The organism is Streptomyces sp. NPDC030991, assembly GCF_055571235.1.
Map to the genome: position 1 here is coordinate 48,031 of NZ_JBVIFR010000018.1, position 22,667 is coordinate 70,697.

Sequence of the window (22,667 nt, forward strand, 5' to 3'; positions counted from 1 at the left end):
TCGTTGTCACTTCTGTGACAACGAGCGACTTCCGCACTGTTCGCCCGCGACGGGCCCCTCACCCGACGCGGCGGTATCGTCACCACGCCCCTGACCCCCGCGCAGAGGGAAGCCCCCCATGGTGATCGGACCACAGCCGCCGGCCGGTGAGTTACCGGTCAACGGGTCCGCCGAGGCGACCTACGCCGCTTTCAAGGCGCTGCCCTCCGAACTCTCCACACATCTCCAGCCGTTCGTCGCCGACGTGATCGAGGAGGTGGTACGCGCCATCCGCACCACCATCGCCGAGTACGCGCGGCCCATGGACGACACGTACATGCACGTCGTGCACCGCGGAGTGAAACAGGCGCTCGTCGGCTTCCTCGACCGGATGGTCAGGCCCGACGCCGACTGGGAACCCGTCAAGGCGACCTTCCACAGCATCGGCAGGGGCGAGGCGACCGAAGGCCGAAGCCTCGACTCGTTCCAGTCGGCGCTGCGCCTGGGCGCCCGCGTGACATGGCACCGGGTCAGCGAACTCGTCGAGACGGGACAGCTGCCGAGCAAGGTCCTGGCGACCTTCGGCGAGGCGATGCTGCTGCACCTCGACGAGATGGCCGCGGCGACGACCACCGGATACACCGAGGCCCGGCTGCACGCGGCGGGCGAACTCCAGCAGCGCAGGGCCCGGCTGATCGATCTGCTCACGGCCAGCCCCCCGGTCGCCGCCGAGGCCATCAGCGACCTCGCCCACACCGCGCAGTGGCCGGTGCCTAAGGAGCTGGCCGTCGCGGTCACCGACCACGGCGGGCAGCCCGGCGCCGGACGTCCGATCGTGCCGCCGGAGTTCCTGGCCCGCTTCGACGTGCAGCCCGGCATCATCGTCATCCCGGACCCCGCCGGGCCCGGTCGCGCCCGCGCGGTCGCCTCCGCGCTCCACGGGCTGCGCACGGCGGTCGGGCCGACCGTCACCCTGGACAGCGGGGCCCGGTCCCTGCGCTGGGCGACCGCCACGCTTGAGCTGTCGCGGCGGGGCATCGTGCCCGGGCCGGGACCCACCCGGTGCGCGGACCATCTGGCGACCCTGCTCCTCTTCCAGGACGAGTCGCTGGTCGACGCGATCGCGGAGCGGCACCTGCTGCCGCTGGAGGAAGTGCGCTCCCCGCAGCGGGAGCGGCTCGCCGAGACCCTTCTCTGCTGGCTGCGCTGCGGCCACAACGCCAGTGAGGTCGCCAACCGCCTGGCCGTCCACCCGCAGACCGTCCGCTACCGCCTGCGCCAGCTCGACGAGGTCTTCGGCGACCGGCTGCACGACCCGGCGACCCAGTTCGAGATGCAACTCGCTCTGCACGCCCGGGAGTTGCGCCGCACGGCCGTCGCCGGAACCTGATCGGGCCCTCGTCACGGACCCGCCCGCGAGCCCGCACACGAACATCCCGCGCACCGCCCACACCGAGGAGTGGACATGACAGTCTCGTCGACGGCGTTGCTGACCGGCGCCTGGGATCTGGTGAGTTTCGAGGTCCTGACAGCCGGCGGCCGGGTGGCGCACCCTTTCGGGGAGCATCCGACCGGCCTCGGCATCTACACACCGAAGGGCCTCGTCTCCGCCCAGCTCATGGCGGAGCCGGATCCCGCGGCGGCCGAACCCGGAGCGGGGGCATCAGCTCCCTTCCCCCGCTTCATCGCGTACGCGGGCCGCTACCTGCTCGACCCTGATTCCCGCACCGTCGAGCACCACATCGAGTGCAGCTTCGACCCCACCTGGCTGGGGCTGGTCCTGCGCCGCAGCTACGACCTCGACGGCGACCTGCTGATACTGCGCCCGCCCACCCGGGCCGAGGGCCAGCCCGTCCTCGCGTGGCGCAGACGCGAACCGTTCCTGTAGAGCGGCGGCCGGGGCCGGGCAGGGCCCACGTACCGCCTGAGTCGCGAGAGCGCACGGAGCGACGTACACCAGAAGGTATGAGCGACGCGCAGACGACATGGCACCCGGGCGAGATCGTGCCCGAGAGCGGGATCTACGAATGTGACTGCGGTGCGGGTCACCACTGGAGCACGGACGTGAAGGGCCACCGCTTCCCGCCCCTCCCGGCGGGCTGCCCGGGCGGCGCGTGGGCACTGAAGACGGACGCCCACCCGGACAGCTGAGCCCCGTGTTCGTCACCGCTGACGGAGCAGGCCCTGAGCCGCTCGGGCGATACCGGTACGGGAGAGGCCCGCTGCCTCGAGAAGCTCGTCGGTGGTGCCGGACCCCGGCAGGTCGATGACGGCGAGGTGAGCGAAGGCGGGCCGGCTCGCGGTGGCGGCGAGGGCGGAGAGGGCGGCCTCTCCGATGCCTCCTTCGGGGTGGTGGTCCTCCACGACGACGAGGGCGCCGGTCTCCCGCGCGGCGCGGGCGAGGGCGTCGGCGTCGACGGGCTTGATGGAGTACAGGTCGATCACGCGGGCCTGGACGCCTTCGGCGGCGAGATCATCGGCGGCGGCGAGGCATTCGTGCAGTGTCACGCCGGCGCCGACGAGGGTGACCTGGTCGTGGTCGCTCCGGCGGAGGGTCTTGGAGCCGCCTACGGGGAAGCTCTCGCCGTCGGCGTACAGGACGGGATAGGCGCCCCGGGTGGTGCGCAGGTAGGAGATCCCGTCGATGTCCGCCATGCCCACGGTCAGGGCGGCGGCCGAGGTGGCGTCGCTGGGATAGAAGACGGTGGATCCGCGGACGGACCGCATCATGGCCAGGTCCTCCACGCCCATCTGGGAGGGGCCGTCGGCGCCGATCTCCACACCGCTGTGCGTTCCGCACAGGGCCATGGTGATCTCCGAGACGGCAGCCATGCGGATGAAGTCGTGCGCGCGGGTGAGGAACGCGGCGAAGGTGGTGGCGTACGGACGGTATCCGCAGACCGCCATGCCCACGGCCTCCGCGACCATCTGCTGTTCCGCGATGTAGGTCTGGAAGAAGCGCTCGGGGTAGGCCTTCTTGAAGTCCTCGGAGTGCGTGGAATTGCCGACCTCGGCGTCCAGCGCCACCACGTCGGGACGCGCTCCAAGGGCAGTCAGCGCCTTGCCGAAGGCGACGCGGGTGGCCACCTTCTCGCCCACCTCGAAGCGGGGCAGCTCCACGGCCTTCGCGGTGGAGGCGGGGGCGGGCGCGGCCTCGGGCGGCTGCGGACCGCGCACCCGCAGATCACGGATCCCGCCCAGCTCCTCGACGGCCCGCTCGGCCAGGTCCTCGGGCAGCGGCTTGCCGTGCCACCCCTCCTGGTCGGCGACCTCGCTGACGCCCTGGCCCTTGACGGTCCTCGCGACGATGACGGTGGGGGCCTGGCCGTCGTCCGCGGTGGTCAGCGCCTGGTCGATCGCGTCCAGGTCGTGGCCGTCGACCACGAGCGCCCGGCAGCCGAAGGCCTCGGCGCGGCGGGCGTACGTGTCGGTGTCCCACCCCAGCTCCGTGGGGCCGCTCTGGCCCAGGCGGTTCACGTCGATGATGGCGGTGAAGTTGCCGAGCTTGTGCTGCCCGGCCTTGTCGAGGGCCTCCCATACGGAGCCCTCGGCCATCTCGCTGTCCCCGCACAGCACCCACACCCGGAAGGGCTGCTCGGCCAGGTCACGGCCGGCCAGCGCGATGCCCACACCGTACGCGATGCCCTGGCCCAGGGAACCGGTGGCCACGTCCACCCAGGGCAGCACCGGGGTCGGGTGTCCTTGCAGGCGCTCGCCGAACCGCCGGTAGGTGGTCATCAGCTCCTTGTCGCTGACGACACCGGCCGCCTTGAACATCGAGTACAGCAGGGGCGAGGCGTGGCCCTTGGAGAAGATCAGGTGGTCACCGGCGGGATGATCCGGGCGCTGCCAGTCGTAGCGAAGGTGCCGGGTCATCAGCACGGCCATCAGGTCGGCGGCCGAGAGACTGGAGGTGGGGTGCCCGGAGCCGGCCGAGGTGCTGGTACGCACCGAGTCCACCCGCAGCTGCTGAGCGAGCTCGAAGATCTGGGACAGGCTGCTGCCGGCGTCGAGGGTGCTCGGCTGGTCGGTGCTGCTCATGACGGGCCTTTCCGATGTCTGAGGGGTTGGTTGAGAGGTTCCCGGCTCGGGTCTCTGCTCACAGCGGGCACGAACTTGCGCTCGTTCGGCGGACCGGTCCGCCGAACGGCACCGCTGCCCCTGCCTCGAGTCCCGGCGATCAAGTAACCATTCCGGAAGGTTTAAGACATAGCTCCGGAAATCTTTTCGGATCGCGGGGAACCACTTGCACCCCCTCGGCTCGACGGCGACCCTGCCGCGTCGTGGCGAGGGGAGGACCCGAGGCGTCCGGGCCCTCCCGATCATCAACTGGCCGTCATGCGGTGTTAAGCGGTGTTAAGCAGTGTTATGCGTTCATCGTGTGGTCTTCAGGCGGTCGTCAGGCAGTCAGACGCGGTCGGCTGCGATCAAGACGTACTGGAAGGAGCCGTCCCTGTAGGAGTTGATGAACGCTTCCTCGATCCCCGTGACGAGCGAGGAGGTGGCGCGCAGCTCCCAGTAGGGCAGCGTGTCGGGGGTGAGGTCGATGACGGCCTGCGGCACGAGGCGGTTGTCGGCCATGGCACGCAGGTACTCCCGGCGCGAGTGGATGTTGCACTCGAAGTGCGCGTTGATCTGCGACACCCACTTCGAGGGCTGGCCGTAGCGCGGATTCCAGCAACCGGTGATGGTCACGTAGCGGCCGCCGACCGAAAGAACGCGGGAGTGCTCCGCGAAGAGGTCGTGGAGGTCGACGTACATGCTCGACTCGTTGTTCCAGGAGCCCGCGGCCTGCCCGGTCTCGAAAGGCGTGTCGAGCATGTTGCAGACGCGCGCGCGGACATGGTCCTGGATGCCGAGTTCGGCGGCCCGTCCGTTGGCGAAGTCGGCCTGCTTGGCCGAGAGCGTGACTCCTTCGACCGTGCATCCGAAGCGCTGGTGCGCCATCACCATCGAGCCACCGCGGCCGCAGCCGGCGTCCACCAGGGTGTCGTTCCGTCCGATGTCACCGAGGTGCTCCAGGAGGAGGTCGGCCTGTGCCGACTCCAGGCGGTGCAGCTCCGCGATCAGCTTCTGCTCGCTGTCGGCGCCCCGGCCGTCGCCGAGCGCGGAGCGGTCGACCTCACCGATGCCGTAGTGGTGGTGGTAGAGGCCGTCGACATCGCCGAGCCGCAGGTTCACCGGCCGGGCCTCCCCGTCCCAGTAACGGGCGATGTCGCCCTGGTAGGGCGTGGCCGGATGGGGGACGAACAGCGGCAGGTCGCGGGTGGGCTCGGTGAGTTCGGTGCTGGTCACAGATGGGTCCATTCTCTTACCAGAAATCGGGCAGGCTGTAGCGGTAGGTGTTGTTCTGGTGCCAGTGGTGGTTGCCGTCGACCCACGCGGCGACACCGCGCAGGAAGCGCTGCACGTTCGGCAGCGGGCAGTCGGCGGCCAGGGCCGCGGCGTTCTCCTCGAAGCCGTGCATGAGGTCGTTGTGGACCTCGACCGACTTCAGGTAGGCGTCCCGCTCGGAGAGGCCCTCGCGTTCCGCGATCACGACCGGCAGGTTCAAGTGCTTGCCGGGAGCGTTCAGTTCCTTCGTGTACGAGTACAGGTCGTTGACGATGGTCGTCGCGTTCCCCGCGAGTGCGATGACCTTCTGCATGGCCGGTTGTGCGTGCAGGTCGGCCGGCAGTTCGTAGCCGCCGACGGTGTCGGTGATGGTGGGGCAGGGGCGGAAGTTGTTGAACTGGCGCATCGCCAGGTACTCCCACACTTCGGGGACCTCGCCCATCTGGGCCCAGGCGGCCTCGGCGAGGTAGCCCAGGTGCAGCCGGGCCATGTCGTGCCGGTACCGGTCGGCCTGGGACGGGCTGCTCGCCCGGACGAAGTACTCCATCGCGGAGCGGTACGCGCGCCGCGGCGCGTCGGAGCCGAGCGACTTCACCCAGTCCGGCTGGTACTCCTCCGTCGTGTGCAGCGGGTCGAGGGCGGTGTGGGCCAGCAGCAGCCGCTCGCCGAGGCCGATGGGCGAGCCGCCGTGGTCCTCGCAGTAGCAGTCGTCCACCGCGTTCTCCGCCACCATCAACCGGGTGGCGATCATCACGTGGTCGACGGTGGGCGCGTCGGGGTGGCAGCCGACCATGTAGCTGCCCACGGAGAACCCGTCGAACTCCTCCTCCCAGTCGTCGGGGTAGAGGGAGACCTCGTCCAACGCCCAGGCCTTGATCCTTCTGCTGACTTCCTCGACCCGCACAGGATCGGGGTCGGGTACGGGGTGGTGGTACAGGCCGGGAATCGGCGTGCCCTGCCCGGCAGTTGACGCAGGCACCGGATGCGGCGGTTCCGGCTGGGCCGGCGCTTCCTCCCGCAGGCTCAACCGCAGGCCCGCCGTGCCGACGCCGCTGGGGCCGCGCAGGATCCGCCCCAGGTCGCCACTGGGCGCGGGGGCCGGGGCTGGCGGGGCCTCGGGGGCGGCCGTGGTGGGGGCGGGCACCGCGGGTGCGGCGTGCAGGGACGGTGCGCCGGGCGGACCGCCGGTGGTGGCGAGGATGTCGCGTGCGCGGGCTGCGGCCTCGGCCAGGACGTGGGCGCCGAAGCGGGGGAGTGCCTCTGACGCGCTCGGCTGCGCGAGCGTCGGATCAGGCGTCGGCTCAGGCGGTGGCATGCATGACTCCTTGAGGGCTCCTTGGCGGGATGGGCGGCCGTTCCCGGACCCCAGGGGGGCCTCGGACCTGCGTGACCCGTGCGCCCGGGCCCGGGGTGACCTGCCGTGCGGGACGGCCCGGATCGCTACCTGGGCCAGCGGGAGATCTGTACGTTCTCCAGGACGCCGACCGCGTCCGGAACGAGGATGGCGGCGGAGTAGTAGGTGCTCACGAGGTAGGAGGTGATCGCCTGCTCGTCGACGCCCATGAAGCGGACCGACAGCCCCGGCTCGTACTCGTCCGGCAGACCGGTCTGCTGCAGACCGATGACGCCCTGGTTCTCCTCACCGGTACGCATGATGAGGATCGAGCTGGTCCGCTCCTTGGTGATGGGAATCTTGTTGCAGGGGAGGATCGGGACGCCGCGCCAGGCCAGGACCTGCTGGCCGCCCACGTCGACATGGTCCGGATAGAGCCCGCGCGCGTTGAACTCGCGGCCGATCGCCGCGATCGTCCGGGGGTGTGCGAGGTAGAACTTCGAACCGCGACGGCGGCAGAGAAGGTCGTCCAGGTCGTCCGGTGTGGGCGGGCCGGAGTGCGTCTGGATGCGCTGCTTGAAGTCGGCGTTGTGGAGCAGGCCGAACTCCCGGTTGTTGATGAGCTCGTGCTCCTGCCGCTCCCGCAACGCCTCGATCGTGAGCCTGAGTTGCTCCTTGGTCTGGTTCATCGGCTGGTTGTAGAGGTCGGCGACGCGGGTGTGGACCCGCAGGATGGTCTGCGCGGCCGAGAGTTCGTACTGCCGCGGCTTCGACTCGTAGTCGACGAACGCGCCGGGCAGCTCGTGCTCGCCCCGGTGGCCGGCCGACATCGCGATCTCCGCCTCGCCGCGATGGTTCTGCCGCTGACGCGAGAGCGACGCGAACTTCTCCACGTGGTCCCGCAGGCCCGGCGCGGAGTCCCGCACGGCCGCGAAGTCGGCGCGCGACAGGGTGAGCAGCGTGCCCGGGGTCTCGGCGACGACGGTCTGCTCCCAGCGGGCGTCCTCGTCGAGCAGGGCGTTGTCCCCGAACCGGTCGCCGTCCGCGAGTACGTCGAGAGCGACCTCGGAGCCGTACTCCCCGACGGAGAACTGGCCGATGCGGCCGTGGGCGATCAGATGGAGCTGGTCCGCGGGCGCTCCGCGCTCGACCAGCGTCTCGCCGGCCCGGAAGTCGCGTTGTACGCACCGGTCGGCGATGGCGGTCAGCACGTCGACGTCGTCGAAGCCCCGGAGGGGGGCCAGTTCGCCGAGCTCACGGGGGATGACGCGGACGTCGGCGCCGTCCTGGACGAACTCCACGCGTCCGTCGCCGACGGTGTAGGTCAGACGGCGGTTCACCCGGTAGGTGCCGCCCGTCGTCTCCACCCAGGGAAGCATCCGCAGCAGCCAGCGGGAGGTGATCTCCTGCATCTGCGGTGCGGACTTGGTGGTGGTGGAGAGGTTACGGGCAGCCGCCGTGCCCAGGCTGGTCTGCCGGGGCGGCTCCAGGCGAGCTTCCGGGGTGGAGTCAACGGTCATCGGGAGAGCTCTCCTTGGTCGGACGGCAACGCGTATGCCTGGGGGTGATCGAGTGGGCGGCAGGAGGAAGCACGGGAACGCGGGAACGCGGGTGGAGCAGGGACAGAGGGCGTGGGAGCGCAGGGATGCGGGCGGGATTTCGCCCGGATTTCGCTAGAACAGTAAGGTTCGCTCCGGCGGTCGGAGCAAGCGAAGTCGTGGACATTAACCCGATACGTTGATCACGGTCGCCCGCATGTTTGCCAGGGTGACGGCGGATCTCGGCCTCGTTCTCGCACCGCGTCTCCTGGTGTGTCGACCGGGGATCGCCCCGCGCGCGGCCGACGGGTCACGGAACGCGCTGAGTGGCGTATGGCCAGGTCAGTGCGTTAGCTCGGGCCCTCGGTAGGACACGGGTTCGTTGCCGCGGCCGTCCACGCGCGGCACGGTCGACCACAGGTCACGACGTCGAGATCCGGACAGGTGGCGTCCTGTCCGTCACTTCGCGACTGATCCGGCCCTTGACGTGTCGGGCTCCACCGAAGGACCTCACTGTCCGTCCCGCGACGCTTCCTGATGCATCGCGGTCACGAGGGCATAGACGGCATCCCAGTAGCGGCGGATAGCGGCCTCATAGGAACGGCAGGCATCGGCATCCTCGGGGGAGCGCAAGAGGCACGTATAGATCTCGCGCGAGTACGTGAAGACGTCCCGCACCGCCAGCGCCACCGTGTTCCCGCCGTCAACGATCAGGACATCGCAGGCCCGCGTGAACGGCCCGTAGGCGGCCCGCAATTCCGCAGCCCGCGAAGCCACTTCGGCCTCCTTGCCCGGCCCCGAGGGCAGAGCCAGGACGGGAGGCAGCTCGCGGTAGAGGGCGCCCAGATCATGTGCCCTGTGGACGACCTCGATGTACGACGTACGGCGCGACTCCGCGCGCCACGACGTTCGTTGCGCCACGGCGATCAACTCGGCCTGCTCCCGCGCGGCGCGCAAGCCACCGCGGCTCGTCACCCAGCTCGCGGCGATTGCGGTGCACGCCGTGAGAACAGCGATCCAGACGGATCCATCCCCCATTCCTCGATTGTGGCCAGAGGCAGCGCCTCCACAACAGACGGTGGTACATGCCGTAGCCGATCGTCGAACTGACGGGCCCGCCTGAGACGGGCCCGGCAGTCCCAGGCGCCGCAGCCCGCGCAGGTCGTGCCCCTGCCACTGGCACCGGCGGTGCAATCGCGGAGGCCGCAAGATCGACCGGCTGTGCGGGAACAGTCGGTCCGGTCTGCGCTGTTGCATCGACCGAGGGCCCGGCGTCGTACAGGCGGGGAATGCGGAGACCACCAGGTCGTCCGCTCCGCCAGGATCCGGGCCCTCAAGGTCGCGGTCGCACGCCGCGCACCCGGACCTGGACGTTTCCCGTAGGAGGACTTTTTCATGACTGACCGCCCCTTGACGCTCATGGCCGTGCACGCCCACCCCGACGACGAGGCCACCGGAACCGGTGGGATCCTCGCGCGGTATGCGGCGGAAGGCATCCGCACGGTTCTGGTGACGTGTACCGACGGCGGCTGCGGGGACGGGCCAGGAGGTGTCAAGCCGGGCGACCCGGGCCACGATCCGGCGGCCGTCGCCTCGATGCGCCGGCAAGAACTCGAGGCGAGCCGTGACGTCCTGAAGATCAGCGATCTGGAGCTGCTGGACTACGCCGACTCCGGGATGATGGGCTGGGCGAGCAACGACGCCCCCGGGGCCTTCTGGCAGACCCCCGTGGAGGAAGGCGCCGCCCGACTCGCGGAGCTCATGCGGCACTACCGCCCGGACGTGGTCGTCACCTACGACGAGAACGGCTTCTACGGTCACCCCGACCACATCCAGGCCCATCGCATCACGATGGCCGCGCTGGAGATGACCGGGCTGACACCGAAGGTGTACTGGACGACGATGCCCCGCTCGATGATGCAGCGCTTCGGCGAGATCGTGCGCGAGCTGCACGAGGACATGCCGGAGCCGGATCCCGCCGAGGCGGCCGCGATGGCCGAGATCGGCCTCCCCGACGACGAGATCACCACATGGGTGGACACCACCGCGTTCAGTGGCCAGAAGTTCGACTCGCTGGCCGCTCATGCCAGCCAGGGCGAGAACATCTTCTTCCTCAAGATGGGCAAGGAGAAGTTCGGCGAGTTGATGGGCGTGGAGACGTTCCTGCGGGTCAAGGACGCCACCGGCGCGGCCGTACCGGAGAACGATCTCTTCGCCGGACTGCGCTGATCATCGCGGGCAAAGACAGCGAGGTCGACCTCAAGTCGGGTTGAGCTTCTAGGTTCGGGTGCAGGCTGTTGTTAATGGAGAATCGCGTAGGCCCCTCGGCCCCCACGCCTCGCGCTGTCCTCGCGCGGACGGCCGTCGGGCCTGGCCCGACGTGTGATTGACTGGCCCGTATGGCCTTGCCCCCGCACCTGTCCGTTCGGTCATGAGCGTCGAGTCGACCGCGGCCACGCGTCCCCGCAACCGCAAGCAGCTCATCGTCGAGGCGGCCGGCCGGCTCTTCAGCGAGCGCGGCTACCACGCCGCGTCCATGGAGGAGATCGCCGCCGGTGTGGGCATCACCGCCACGGCCCTGTACCGGCACTTCCCGAACAAGTACGCCTTGTTCGCCGAGTGCGCCCACGCCATGGTGGACCGGCTCGTGGCCGCGCTGGACGAGGTGGGGGCCGAGGCGGACTCGGCGGAGGTACTGACCGCCCTCGTCCGGGTCACCGTCGCGCATCGTGCGTCGGGCGGCGTCTACCGGTGGGAGGCCAGGTACCTCGACCGTGAGGACCGTCGGCTTCTGCGGGCGAAGTTCGCGCATGTCGTCGGGCGGGTGAGCGAGGCGGTGCGGCGCGAGTACCCGTCGGCCGACGCGGAGTTGCGGGTCGACGCCGCTCTCGGCGCGATCGGGTCCATCACGATGCATCACACCTCCATCGCCCGACGCCGGGTCGAGGAACTGCTGTTGGCGTGCGCCCTGCGGGTGATCGCGACCGACCCCGAGCCGAGCGCGGGGACCGGGCGGCCGGTCGAGCTCCCGGAGTTGCCGGTGCCGCGCTCGCGGCGAGCCGAGATCCTCGCGGCGGCCGTCCCGCTGTTCGCCCGGGACGGCTTCGCCAACGTCACGAACGGCCAGATCGCCCAGGCGGTGGGCCTCGCCCCCTCCGCGCTCTACCGGCACTATCCCGGCAAGGTCGACATCCTGGCGGCGGCCTGCTTGCAGGCCGCGGGACTGCTGGCGCAGGCGGTGGACCAGAGCCTGCGCGGCGTGGCGGATCCGCGGGAGGCCGTCGCCGCACTGGCGGCGACGTACGTGGCCTACAGCTTCGAGCACACCGCGCTCACGAGCGTCGCCGAAGCGGAGGTCGTCGGCCTGCCGCCCGACCAACGGCGCCCCTTGCTCCTCGCGCAGCGTGAACACATCGCCGTCTGGGAGCAGCAAGTACGACTGGCCCGCCCGGACCTCGACCCGCGCCAGGCCCGGGTCCTCGTCCACGCCGGATTCGGCGTGGTGGTCGAGGCCGGGCGCAAGCTGAGGTGGCAGGACAGCCCGGAACACCGCGCCGCCGTGACCGGGCTCGTCGTGGGCGCCCTGGGCCTCTGACAGGACCGTCGGGGCGGACCCGCGCGTCCGCCGCGCCTACTTGTTCGCCCTCCTGGTGGGAGGGGTTACTCAAAGCGCTGTTGTTCCAGTGCAGTTGATGGCTTCGCTATGTCCAAGAGCTTGTTCCCTCATGTGATTTTTGATTAACATACCGAGGTGTGCTGCTGTCGTCGGGAGAGTCGACGCCACCTCCGACGCGTTCCAGTCCCGTCCGACCGAGGAGCCCGTATGACCACGGAGCAGGACCAGATCCCCGCGCCTGCGGGCCCCTCGGCGGCGGGCTCCCGGCCCGCTTGGGTGACGGACGAGTTGATCGCGCGATGGTGCACGGGTGTGCGCCGGGACACCGCACGGCACAGGCCCGACGGAGCCGAGGCGGTGACCGCCGTCGCCCCGTACGACCTGACGCCGATCGCGGCCGTCCCCGCGTGCGACCCGGAGGACGTCGCGACAGCGCTGGCCGCCGCCCGAGTGGCCCAGGCGGAGTGGGCGCGGACGCCGTCGAAGCGCCGCGCCGACGTCGTACTCGCCTTTCACGACCTGCTGTTGGCGCGGCAGGACCAGGTCCTCGACCTGATCCAGTGGGAGACGGGCAAGGCGCGCTACCACGCCTGGCAGGAGGTCGCCCAGGTCGCGACGATCGCCCGGCACTACGCACGCCGCGCCCGGCACTACCTGGCCCCACGGCACGTCCGCGGGATGGTGCCCGGCCTGACCAAGGTCAAGGAGGTACGCGCGCCGAAGGGCGTCGTCGGGGTCATCTCTCCGTGGAACTACCCCCTCTACCTCGGTGTCGGCGACGCGCTGCCCGCACTCCTGGCAGGCAACGCCGTGCTCTCCAAAGCCGACTCCCAGACCCCGTTGACCATGCTGTGGACGCGTGCGCTGATGACGGAGGCCGGACTGCCGGCCGACCTGTGGCAGATCGTGGCCGGTCCCGGGGCCGTGGTGGGGACAGCCCTGGTCGACGCCGTCGACTACGTCTGCTTCACCGGGTCGACCGCCACGGGGCGCACCGTCGCGGAGCGCGCCGGACGGCGACTGATCGGCGTCTCGCTCGAACTCGGCGGGAAGAACCCGCTGATCGTCCGTGCGGACGCCGACGTCGTCGCGGCGGCGGCCGGCGCGGTGGTGGCCGCCTTCGCCAACACCGGGCAGATGTGCATCCACATCGAACGCGTCTACGTGCACGAGAACGTGTACGACGCCTTCCGCACCGCACTCGTCGAGGCGACGCGGGCGCTGCGCCTCGGGCGGTCCTACGACTACTCGGTGGACATCGGGTCGCTGACCTCGGCGGCGCAGCTCACCGCTGTCGAGGCCCATGTCGAGGGCGCGGTGGCCCAGGGAGCGACCGTGCTCGTGGGCGGCCGGGCCCGCCCCGACATCGGCCCGCTCTTCTACGAGCCGACCGTCCTCGAAGGCGTCACGCCGGAGATGACCGTGTGCGGCGAGGAGACGTTCGGGCCGGTGATCTCGCTGTACGCCTACGCCACGGACAGCGAGGCAGTGCGCCTCGCCAACCAGGGAAGCTACGGACTCTCGGCGTCGATCTGGTCGAAGGACACCCGCGCAGCCGGCCGGATGGCAGGCCGCGTCCGGGCCGGTTCGGTCAACATCAACGACGGTGCCGCAGCGGCGGCCGGCAGCATCGAGGCCGGCATGGGCGGCATGGGCGACAGCGGACTCGGCAGACGCCACGGGGCCGAGGGGATCCGCAAGTACACCGAGAGCCAGACAGTCGCCACGCAGCGACTCCTGCAGCTCGGACCGACGAAGCCGGGGCCGAGCGCGGCGCGGAGCTTCGTCCGCCGCACCAACGGACAGCTCGCCCTGCTGCGCCGACTGGGTGTGCGATGAGCAGCCGGACGCAGCACCTACTTCTCCTTGCCCGTGTACGAGAGCAGTCCGGATCGGAGTACTGATGACGAGTGCGCTCTTCGCTGAACGGTCGCTCTACGAGAGCGATCACGAGCTTCTGCGGAAGACGGTCCGTGCGTTCGCCGACAAGCACGCCGCGCCGCATGCCGAGCGGTGGCGGACCGAGGGCAAGGTCGACCGGGAACTCTTCGAGGAGGCCGCCAGGGCCGGAATCCTCGGCTTCAACATCCCCGAGGAGTACGGCGGTGGCGGCATCACCGACTTCCGTTTCAACGCGGTGATCGGTGAGGAGTTCTCGCGCCACCCCGCGTCGGACGGCCTCGCGGGGGTCGGGCTCTCCAACGACATCGTCGTGCCCTACTTCACCGACCTGACCGACGACGAGCAGAAGGCCCGCTGGCTGCCGGGCATCGCCGCCGGAACGCTCGTCGTCGCGGTCGCGATGACCGAACCCGGCACCGGGAGCGACCTGGCCGGCATCACGACCACCGCCGTCCGCGACGGCGACGACTACGTGGTCGACGGCAGCAAGGTCTTCATCTCCAACGGCCAGAACGCCGACCTGGTCGTCACCGCGGTGCGGACCGGTCCGGACCGCCACGGCGGGATCAGCCTGCTCGTCATCGAGACCGACCGGCCCGGCTTCTCGCGGGGCCGCAACCTGGAGAAGATCGGCCTGCACGCACAGGACACCAGCGAACTGTTCTTCCAGGACGTCCGTGTACCGGCCGCCAACCTGCTCGGCGAGGAGGGTTCGGGCTTCAAGGACCTGATGCGCAATCTCCCCCAGGAGCGGATCTCGATCGCCGCCAACGCCATGGCCTCCATCGAGGGCGTCCTGGAACGGACCGTGGAGTACGTCAAGGAACGCAAGGCGTTCGGCCGGGCCATCGGATCCTTCCAGAACACCCGCTTCGAACTCGCCGACATGGTCACCACCGCCCGCGTGGGCCGCGCCTACATCGACGACCTTCTCGCCAGGCACTCCCGCGGAGAACTGAGCGCGGTGGACGCCGCGTCGGCCAAGTTCTGGGCCACGGAACGGTACGTCGACATCGTCGGACGCTGCCTCCAACTGCACGGCGCCTACGGCTACATGCTCGAATACCGCATCGCCCACGACTACCTCGACTCGCGCATCACCACCATCTACGGCGGCACGACGGAAATCATGAAGGAGATCGTCGCCCGCGACCTGGGCCTGTTGTAGGCCCGGGGGAGCAGCCGACCGGCCTCGGCATCGGCGCACTCCTCGCCGTCGTCGCGGCGGCCCGGACGATCAGGAATGGAGAAGCGCGGTCGAGGAGGCTGCCTCTAATGTTCCCGTTATGGACATCACCATCCACATGAGTTCGCTCCCGCACGATGACCCGGACGCGTCGCTCGCCTTCTACCGCGACGTCCTCGGCTTCGAGGTACGCAGCGATGTCGGGCAGGGCAGGATGCGCTGGATCACGGTCGGCCCGGTCGGTCAGCCCGACACGGCGATCCTGCTGGCGCCGCCCGCCGCCGATCCCGGCATCACGGAGGACGAGCGCCGCACGATCACCGAGATGATGGCCAAGGGGACGTACGGCTGGGTCCTGCTGGCCACCCCGGACCTGGACGGCACGTTCGAGAAGGTGCAGGCCGGCGACACCGAGGTGGTCCAGGAGCCGACCGAGCAGCCGTACGGCATCCGCGACTGCGCCTTCCGCGATCCCGCGGGCAACCTCATCCGCATCCAGGAACTCCGCTGAGCGGTACGGGACCACCGGCGCCCGGGCCGCCTGTCGAAGCAGGTGCCCGGGGCCGACCGGCGAACGGCGGGGGAAGACGAGTGGAGGGGGAGGGTTTCTCATGTGTCAGCCCGAGTGGCGGCGCGCACGTGTGCAGGCGCAGCGCCTGACCGATCTCGCGAGGCTGCGCCGCGTACGCGACCGGATCGACAGGCGGTACGCCCAGCCGCTGAACGTGGAGGCGCTCGCCGGCGCCGCGCACATGCCCGCCGGGCATCTCAGCCGGCAGTTCCGCGCCGCGTACGGCGCATCGCCGTACGCGTACCTGATGGCGCGTCGCGTCGAGCGTGCCGCCGTGCTGCTGCGGCGAGGGGACCTCAGCGTCGCGGAGGTCTGCTCCACGGTCGGCTGTGCGTCACCGGCCACGTTCATCACGCGTTTCACCGAGCTGGTCGGCCTGGAGCCCGAGGCGTTCCAGCGCAAGGCGCGGGAGGCCGCGGCCGAAGGGGGCGGAGCCCACGCGTCGGGGTCTGCCATCAGGCCGGCTTATTGAGCCGTCTGCCGACCGCCCTCCAGCCCTGAACCCCGTACGAGGAAGAGGAACGCCATGCCGTCCACGAAGCCGTCCACCGAGAACTCCGGCTCCACCGGCGAGAAGTACGACGGATTCACCGCCGAGGAGCGGGCCGCGATGAAGGAGCACGCTCAGGAGCAGAAGAAGTCCGTGGCGCGGCGCGGTGCGTCCCGGGCGGAGAAGGACGCGGCGGCGGAGCGGGACGTGCTCGCGAAGATCGCCGAGATGCCGGAGGCGGACCGCGTGCTCGCCGAACGGATCCACGAGCTCATCAAGAGCGCCGCTCCCGGGCTCGCGCCCAAGCTCTGGTACGGCATGCCCGCGTACGCCAAGGACGGCAAGGTTCTCTGCCACTTCCAGAGCGCGCAGAAATTCAAGTCGAGGTACGCCACGCTGGGCTTCAGTGATGAGGCGGCACTCGACGACGGCGCCATGTGGCCCGCCGCCTACGCGTTGAAGGAGTTGACCGCCGCCGATGAACAGCGCATCAGCGCGCTCGTCAAGAAGGCGGTGGGCTGAGCCGTCCGGTCCTGCGTCGGCGGAACGTCACTGTGCCGCAGCTGTCCGGTGCGTGCGTCGGATCAGGTGCGGCTCAGGTGCGGCGCGCAGATGGCGTGCCGTGCGCAGGCCCTCCTAGGATCGGCGTCCGATCACGTCCGGTACGCCGCTCGTAGGCCCGCCGGCCACCGAGTCCGGTTCGGCCGCGGGTCCTCGTCGCCGTTCGATCATGCCCAGCGCCACGCCGGCGATGATGATCAGGCCGCCTGTCACCTGGGTGAGCCTGATCGACTCCCCGTTGATCACTATGGCGCCGATGACACCGAAGACCGGGACCAGGTTGAGGATGTTCACCGCGACGCTCGAAGTCATCCCGCGCAGGCCGTGGTTGTAGAGCAGGAAGCCGCCGACCGAGCACGCCACGGCCAGGTAGACCAGCAGCGACGAGGCCGTCGCGTCCGGCAGCCGCCACTCGCCGGCCTCCAGCAGTGAGGCGAGCAGGAACCCGGCCGCGCCCGCCAGGGTCTGGTAGTAGGTGACGCCCAAGGCGTCCTGGCCGGCGCTCGCGCGCTTGCCCAGCACGTTGTACCCGGCCCAGGCCACCCCGCCGAGCAGCAGCAGTACGTCCCCCAGCCAGCGCGAACTGCCGCCCACCTCGGCGCCGTTGCGGACGACGAGGAAGGCCCCGAGGGTGGCGAGGAGCACCCCTGCCACCCTCGGTAGAGGCAGCCGGGCCCGGAAGGCGACCAGCTCCACGAGCATCGTCATCAGCGGGTAGGTCGCCACGATCAGCGACGCGTCGGAGGCCGTGGACAGGTCGACGCCCACGTTCTCCAGGACGAAGTACACGGTGATGCCGAGAAATCCGCTCAGGTAGAGCTGTCGCCGCTGCGCGGGGTCCGGGCGGGCCGGCCGGCGCCGGCGCAGCCGTACGAGCGCGCCGAGGAGTATCGCCGCGAGGACGAATCTGGCGGCGCCGATGCTGAGCGGGCCGACATCGTCGAGGACCCGCTTGGTCACCGCGTACGAACTGCTCCACATCAGCGCGGCCACCATGACGGCACACACCGCCCCCGCCGTCGGTCCGCGTTGCCGCATCTCAGGTCGCCTCTCATCGCAGTCCGTCGGCGTCGATCCCATCGTTACCGAACAAACACCGGCCAATTGGGCTGGAGGCTAACAACATCATCGAGAATGATGTGAACAGTCCGAATTAGCTTCGGATTCCGGTGAGTTGGAGGACGCGTGGACGAACTAGATTCGGCGCTGGTGCGCATGTTGCAGGAGGATGGTCGGCGCACCAACCGGGACATGGCCCAGGAACTCGGTATCGCCCCCTCCACCTGCCTGGAGCGCATCCGGGCGCTGCGCAGAAGCGGCGTCCTGACCGGATTCCACGCGGAGGTGGACCTCGCGGCGATCGACCGCGGGTTGCAGGCGGTGATCGCCGTACGGGTCCGGCCGCCGACCCGCGCCGTGATCGAGTCCTTCCAGACCTTCCTGGAGCAGATGCCCGAGGTCATCTCGCTCTTTGTCCTCACCGGGAACGACGACTTCCTCGTGCACGTCGCCGTCCGGGACACCGACCATCTGCACGCCGTGGTCCTGGACAAGCTGACCAAGCGCCCGGAGCTCGCCGACGTACGGACCTCGGTGGTCTACGGGCACATGCGCAGGAAGGTCATCGGCCCGACGTGACCCCCGCGTCGGCCCGGGTCTTCATGGGCATCTGCCTGGGGAGAGTATCCGCGCTGTCCATGGCTTTTGGGTGATTCACCCTGATTTATATGTGACCCACATCATGTTACCGGAGGTATCTGAAACACGGTGTCGCAGGTAAGTTGCGGTAACACGCAGATGCGAACCAGTGCCTGAGCAACCGTCGGCTGCCTCTCCCGGGGCCCGCGAGTGAGAGTGAGGACCTCCGCGATGGAGCAGCAGCACGTCGACGTCCTGGTCATCGGCGCCGGTATATCCGGCATCAGCGCCGCCTGCCACGTCCTGCGTGACAACCCCGGCGCCTCGCTCGTCGTGCTCGAGCGCCGCGCCCGCGTCGGCGGTACCTGGGACCTCTTCCGGTACCCCGGCATCCGTTCCGACTCCGACATGCCCACCTTCGGATTCGGCTTCCGTCCCTGGCGCGACGCGCGCATCCTCGCCGACGGCGCGCGGATCCGGCAGTACGTCGAGGACGCAGCCGACGACCTCGGCGTACTGGAGCGCGTCCGCTTCGGCCGCCGGGCGCTCAGCGCCGACTTCTCGCACGACAGCGGCCGCTGGACCGTCGAGGTCGAGGACGAGACCACCGGCGAGCGCGAGTCGTACAGCGCCGGCTACCTCGTCGGAGCGACCGGCTACTACGACTACGACACCCCCTACCGCCCGCGGTTCCCCGGCGAGGCGGAGTACCGGGGGACCCTGGTCCATCCGCAGCACTGGCCCGAGGACCTCGACCACACCGGCAAGCGCGTCGTCGTCATCGGCTCCGGCGCCACCGCCATCACCCTGCTGCCCGCGATGGCCGACGACGCCGCGCACATCACCATGCTCCAGCGCTCTCCCACCTACATCCTCGCGCTGCCCGAGGTCGACCCGCTCACCTCGGTCCTGCAGAAGCTGCGCGCCCCCGCCCGGCTGACCCACCGGATCGTGCGCGCCCGCAACATCGCGCTCCAGCGCGGCAGTTACGCCTTCTGCCGCAAGTACCCCCGCCTGGCCCGCAAGGTGCTCCTCGGGCTGGTACGCGCACAGGCCGGCAAGAGCGTCGACATGCGCCACTTCAGCCCGACGTACAAGCCCTGGGACCAGCGGCTGTGCGTGGTCCCCGGCGGCGACCTGTTCAAGGTGCTCAAGAGCGGCAAGGCATCGATCGCCACCGACCACATCGACACCTTCACCGCCGACGGCATCCGCCTGAAGTCCGGCGCGGAGCTGAAGGCCGACATCGTCATCACCGCCACGGGCCTCAACGTCCGCCTCCTGGGCGGCATGGCACTCACCGTCGACGGCAGCCCGGTGGACATCACGGACCGCGTCCTCTACAAGGCCGTCCTGCTGGAGGGCGTCCCCAACCTCTCCCTCGTCATCGGCTACACCAACGCCTCCTGGACCCTGAAAGCCGACCTGGCGGCCGCCTACACCTCCCGGCTGCTCGCCCACATGCGGCGCCACGGGCACGACATCGCCACCCCGCTGGCCTCCGACGGCGACCGCTCGAAGTTCTCCGTCATGGGCGAGGCGCTCACCTCCGGCTACATCGCCCGCGCCGACCAGGTCATGCCGCGCCAGGGCACCCGCGACCCGTGGCGGCTGTGGAACAACTACTACCGCGACCGCGCCCTGCTCCAGGACACCCCCGTCGACGACAGCGCCCTGCGCTTCGACACGGCGGGCACCCCGGGCTCCGCACACCCCTCCGGTACGGACACCGCGGCCGGCGCCCAGGGTTCGACCCGCGCCGCCTGACCGACGGGCCCCGCACCACCAGCCCCGTACGACTGCCCCATCGCACCGGCCCGCGCACCCGCCTTCCCCCGGGCGGCCGAGCAGACAACCGAGGACGAAGATGACCGCGAATCTGACCAGGAAGCTCTACGACGAGCGCCTGCGGACCCTGTCCGAGGGCTCCGTGAACGTCAATTTCAACGCCTTCCTCGACATCAAGTGGGACGATCCGGAGTTCGCCGTGGACGAGAGCGACCCCCGCTGGGTGCTCACCACCGCGGACGCCCTCGGCGCCCACCCCTGGTACCGGGAGCAGCCGCTGGAGACGCAGATCCGCATCGGGATCTGGCGCTGGGCGGTGATCGCCAAGGTGGGCATGCAGTTCGAGAACATCCTCATGCGCGGCGCGCTGGACTACCTCTACGAACTGGGCAACAGGAACGAGGAATTCAGGTATCTCACCCACGAGATCACCGAAGAGACCCACCACACCCAGATGTTCCAGGAACTGGTCAACCGCACCGGCGTTGACACCGCCGGCGGGAAGCGCTGGTTCCGCAAGGTCAGCCGCTTCCTCCCGCTGGCGGGCTCCCTCTACCCGGAGGCGTTCTTCACCGGGATCCTGGCCGGCGAGGAGCCCATCGACCACCTGCAGAAGTCGGCCCTGCGCAGCGGGGAGCCGGTCCACCCGCTCCCGCAGCGGATCATGCAGATCCACATAGCCGAGGAGGCCCGGCACATCTCGTTCGCCCACGAGTTCCTGCGCCTGCGCGTCCCGCGCTTCGGCAAGGCCCGCCGCGCCGCTCTGTCCGTCCTCTTCCCGCTGATCATGCGGGTCCTCTGCGACGTCATCATGATCCCGGACCGGAAGTCCGCCGCCGAAGTCGGCATCCCCGCCTGGGTGATCAAGGACGTCTTCTGGAAGTCCGAGGCCGGCCAGAAGATGCTCCACGACCTCTTCTCCGACGTACGGATGCTCGCCGAGGACATCGGTCTGATGAACAAGGCGTCCCGCCCGGTGTGGAAGGCCCTGCGCATCGACGGCCGCCCGGCGCGCTTCCGCGGCGAGCCCGCCCTGCGCACCGACTGAGACAGGCTCCGAGCGCCCGCACGCTCCGCACCGCCCTTCCCCGAACGGAGACCAGCCCGCCGTGCCGTACGTCGTCACCCGATCCTGCTGCGCCGACGCCTCCTGCGTGCTGGCCTGCCCGGTCAACTGCATCCACCCCGCGCCGGGGGAGCCCGGCTTCGGGACGGCCGAGATGCTGTACGTCGACCCGCGCACCTGCGTGGACTGCGGCGCCTGCACGACGGCCTGCCCGGTCGACGCGCTGAAGCCACACACGGCCCTCGGTGAGGCGGAGTTGCCGTTCCTCGAACTGAACGCCTCCTACTACAAGGAGAATCCGCACCTCGACCGCACGCCCATGTACGTGGTGCCCCGGCAACGTGGGCTTCCGGCGGGCGAGTTGTCCGTCGCGGTCGTCGGAGCGGGCCCCGCCGGCCTCTTCGCCGCCGACGAACTGCTCCGCCACCCCGGCGTGCGCGTCACCGTCCACGACCGGCTCCCGACCCCGTACGGCCTCGCACGGGCCGGTGTCGCCCCGGACCACCAGGACACCAAACAGGTCGCCGAGCTGTTTAGGACCATCGAGTCGCAGCCCGGCTTCCGCTACCGGCTCGGCGTCGAGGTCGGCACCCACGTCACCCACGCCGATCTCCTGCGCGAGCACCACGCGGTCATCTACGCCGTCGGCGCCGCCACCGACAGACGCCTCGGCATCGAGGGCGAGGACCTGCCGGGCAGCGTCTCCGCGACGGACTTCGTCGCCTGGTACAACGGCCACCCCGACCACGCGCTCGACGACCACGCCCTGGACACCGAACGAGCCGTCGTCATCGGCAACGGCAACGTCGCTCTCGACGTCGCCCGCATCCTCACCGCCGACCCCGACACCCTCGCCCGTACCGACGTCTCCGACCGCGCGCTCGCCGCACTCCGCGGCAGCAAGGTCCGCGAGGTCGTCCTTCTGGGCCGGCGAGGCCCCGCCCAGGCGGCGTTCACGGTGCCCGAACTCCTCGCGCTCTCCGCGATCGAGGACGTGGACGTGCGCGTCGAGGGATGGCCCGAGGGCCTGGAAACCGGCGCCACCGAGAAGACCCGGCTCCTGTCGCGACTGGCCGCCCGCACACCGGTCGAGGGCCGCCGCCGTATCGTGCTTCGCTTCCTGACGAGCCCGGTGCGGCTCATCGGCGAGGCCGCCGTGCGGGCGCTGGAGATCACCGGCACCACGCTGCACACCGACGAGGACGGCACCGTCCGCGCCGTGCCCACCGACGACACGCAGACCCTGGAGACCGGCCTCGTCCTGCGCTCCGTCGGCTACCGCGCCCGGCCCGTCCCCGGCCTGCCCTTCGACGAGGACAGCGCGACGGTCCCGCACGAGGGCGGCCGGGTCGAGCCCGGGGTGTACGTCGCGGGCTGGATCAAGCGGGGGCCGACCGGTTTCATCGGGACGAACAAGACCTGCGCGCACGAGACGGTCGAGTCCCTCCTGGACGACTTCGCCGCCGGCCGTCTCACACCCCCGGCGCCCGGCGTGAGCCCCGCGGCGGACGCTCCGGGCCTGGACGCGTGGCGCGCGATAGACCGTGCGGAACGGGCCGAGGGAGCGGCGCAGGGCCGTCCCCGCGTCAAGTTCACGGACACCGAGTCCTTGCACCGGGCCGCGCGGGCCACCCCGGCACTGCGCGGCTGACCACCACGCCCCGA

20 protein-coding genes are annotated in these 22,667 nt (G+C 70.2%); 14 read left to right on the top strand and 6 right to left on the bottom strand.

Features of this window, described 5'->3' with window-relative positions; all coding sequences use genetic code 11:
- Window positions 1–118 precede the first annotated feature (118 nt).
- The 3 genes from ACZ45E_RS29100 (at window position 119) to ACZ45E_RS29110 (ending at window position 2,130) form a co-directional block, all read left to right on the top strand.
- Window positions 119–1,369, top strand: a complete 1,251-nt coding sequence (locus tag ACZ45E_RS29100; RefSeq protein ID WP_468226045.1) for a PucR family transcriptional regulator — start codon at window positions 119–121, stop codon at window positions 1,367–1,369.
- A gap of 75 nt (window positions 1,370–1,444) precedes the next feature.
- The gene (locus tag ACZ45E_RS29105; protein WP_468226048.1) at window positions 1,445–1,867 is read left to right on the top strand and encodes a lipocalin-like domain-containing protein; all 423 of its coding nucleotides are present in this window, start codon (window positions 1,445–1,447) and stop codon (window positions 1,865–1,867) included.
- A gap of 77 nt (window positions 1,868–1,944) precedes the next feature.
- Window positions 1,945–2,130, top strand: coding sequence for a hypothetical protein (locus ACZ45E_RS29110; protein WP_468226051.1), 186 nt, complete (start codon window positions 1,945–1,947; stop codon window positions 2,128–2,130).
- Window positions 2,131–2,142: 12 nt separating this feature from the next.
- On the opposite strand, the gene ACZ45E_RS29115 is transcribed toward ACZ45E_RS29110, so the two are convergent.
- From ACZ45E_RS29115 to ACZ45E_RS29135, 5 genes are all read right to left on the bottom strand, one after another.
- Window positions 2,143–4,020, bottom strand: coding sequence for a transketolase (locus tag ACZ45E_RS29115; RefSeq protein ID WP_468226054.1), 1,878 nt, complete (start codon window positions 4,018–4,020; stop codon window positions 2,143–2,145).
- A gap of 366 nt (window positions 4,021–4,386) precedes the next feature.
- Complete coding sequence (locus ACZ45E_RS29120) at window positions 4,387–5,274, bottom strand: geranyl diphosphate 2-C-methyltransferase (protein WP_468226056.1); 888 nt, start codon at window positions 5,272–5,274, stop codon at window positions 4,387–4,389.
- A 16-nt stretch (window positions 5,275–5,290) separates the two neighbouring features.
- Window positions 5,291–6,628 (bottom strand): family 2 encapsulin nanocompartment cargo protein terpene cyclase, encoded by a 1,338-nt coding sequence (locus ACZ45E_RS29125; protein WP_468226059.1) that lies wholly within the window; start codon window positions 6,626–6,628, stop codon window positions 5,291–5,293.
- 125 nt (window positions 6,629–6,753) lie between these two features.
- Window positions 6,754–8,166, bottom strand: a complete 1,413-nt coding sequence (locus tag ACZ45E_RS29130) for a family 2B encapsulin nanocompartment shell protein (protein WP_468226061.1) — start codon at window positions 8,164–8,166, stop codon at window positions 6,754–6,756.
- A gap of 528 nt (window positions 8,167–8,694) precedes the next feature.
- On the bottom strand, window positions 8,695–9,222 hold the full coding sequence (locus ACZ45E_RS29135) for a hypothetical protein (RefSeq protein WP_468226064.1): 528 nt from the start codon (window positions 9,220–9,222) through the stop codon (window positions 8,695–8,697).
- A 357-nt stretch (window positions 9,223–9,579) separates the two neighbouring features.
- Between ACZ45E_RS29135 and ACZ45E_RS29140 the strand changes: the two genes are divergently transcribed.
- The 7 genes from ACZ45E_RS29140 (at window position 9,580) to ACZ45E_RS29170 (ending at window position 16,471) form a co-directional block, all read left to right on the top strand.
- Entirely contained in the window at window positions 9,580–10,413 is an 834-nt protein-coding gene (locus ACZ45E_RS29140; protein WP_468226066.1) for a PIG-L family deacetylase, read from the top strand.
- Between the two features lie 202 nt (window positions 10,414–10,615).
- On the top strand, window positions 10,616–11,779 hold the full coding sequence (locus ACZ45E_RS29145; RefSeq protein ID WP_468226069.1) for a TetR/AcrR family transcriptional regulator: 1,164 nt from the start codon (window positions 10,616–10,618) through the stop codon (window positions 11,777–11,779).
- A gap of 228 nt (window positions 11,780–12,007) precedes the next feature.
- Window positions 12,008–13,639 (top strand): succinic semialdehyde dehydrogenase, encoded by a 1,632-nt coding sequence (locus tag ACZ45E_RS29150; protein ID WP_468226072.1) that lies wholly within the window; start codon window positions 12,008–12,010, stop codon window positions 13,637–13,639.
- 64 nt (window positions 13,640–13,703) lie between these two features.
- Window positions 13,704–14,870 (top strand): acyl-CoA dehydrogenase family protein, encoded by a 1,167-nt coding sequence (locus tag ACZ45E_RS29155; protein ID WP_468226075.1) that lies wholly within the window; start codon window positions 13,704–13,706, stop codon window positions 14,868–14,870.
- A gap of 118 nt (window positions 14,871–14,988) precedes the next feature.
- On the top strand, window positions 14,989–15,399 hold the full coding sequence (locus ACZ45E_RS29160) for a VOC family protein (RefSeq protein WP_468226078.1): 411 nt from the start codon (window positions 14,989–14,991) through the stop codon (window positions 15,397–15,399).
- 100 nt (window positions 15,400–15,499) lie between these two features.
- Window positions 15,500–15,931 (top strand): helix-turn-helix transcriptional regulator, encoded by a 432-nt coding sequence (locus tag ACZ45E_RS29165; protein WP_468226080.1) that lies wholly within the window; start codon window positions 15,500–15,502, stop codon window positions 15,929–15,931.
- A 54-nt stretch (window positions 15,932–15,985) separates the two neighbouring features.
- Complete coding sequence (locus tag ACZ45E_RS29170; RefSeq protein WP_468226083.1) at window positions 15,986–16,471, top strand: iron chaperone; 486 nt, start codon at window positions 15,986–15,988, stop codon at window positions 16,469–16,471.
- Window positions 16,472–16,585: 114 nt separating this feature from the next.
- Here ACZ45E_RS29170 and ACZ45E_RS29175 read toward each other — a convergent pair whose 3' ends face one another.
- Window positions 16,586–17,548 carry a DMT family transporter gene (locus ACZ45E_RS29175; protein ID WP_468226084.1) on the bottom strand — a complete coding sequence of 321 codons (963 nt, stop codon included), beginning with the start codon at window positions 17,546–17,548 and terminating at the stop codon, window positions 16,586–16,588.
- Window positions 17,549–17,695: 147 nt separating this feature from the next.
- Here ACZ45E_RS29175 and ACZ45E_RS29180 point away from each other — a divergent pair, with 147 nt between their 5' ends.
- From ACZ45E_RS29180 to ACZ45E_RS29195, 4 genes are all read left to right on the top strand, one after another.
- Complete coding sequence (locus tag ACZ45E_RS29180; RefSeq protein ID WP_468226087.1) at window positions 17,696–18,148, top strand: Lrp/AsnC family transcriptional regulator; 453 nt, start codon at window positions 17,696–17,698, stop codon at window positions 18,146–18,148.
- A gap of 231 nt (window positions 18,149–18,379) precedes the next feature.
- Window positions 18,380–19,915 (top strand): flavin-containing monooxygenase, encoded by a 1,536-nt coding sequence (locus ACZ45E_RS29185; protein ID WP_468226090.1) that lies wholly within the window; start codon window positions 18,380–18,382, stop codon window positions 19,913–19,915.
- A gap of 100 nt (window positions 19,916–20,015) precedes the next feature.
- The gene (locus ACZ45E_RS29190; protein ID WP_468226092.1) at window positions 20,016–20,984 is read left to right on the top strand and encodes an AurF N-oxygenase family protein; all 969 of its coding nucleotides are present in this window, start codon (window positions 20,016–20,018) and stop codon (window positions 20,982–20,984) included.
- A gap of 61 nt (window positions 20,985–21,045) precedes the next feature.
- The gene (locus tag ACZ45E_RS29195) at window positions 21,046–22,653 is read left to right on the top strand and encodes an FAD-dependent oxidoreductase (RefSeq protein WP_468226094.1); all 1,608 of its coding nucleotides are present in this window, start codon (window positions 21,046–21,048) and stop codon (window positions 22,651–22,653) included.
- Window positions 22,654–22,667: the final 14 nt, after the last annotated feature.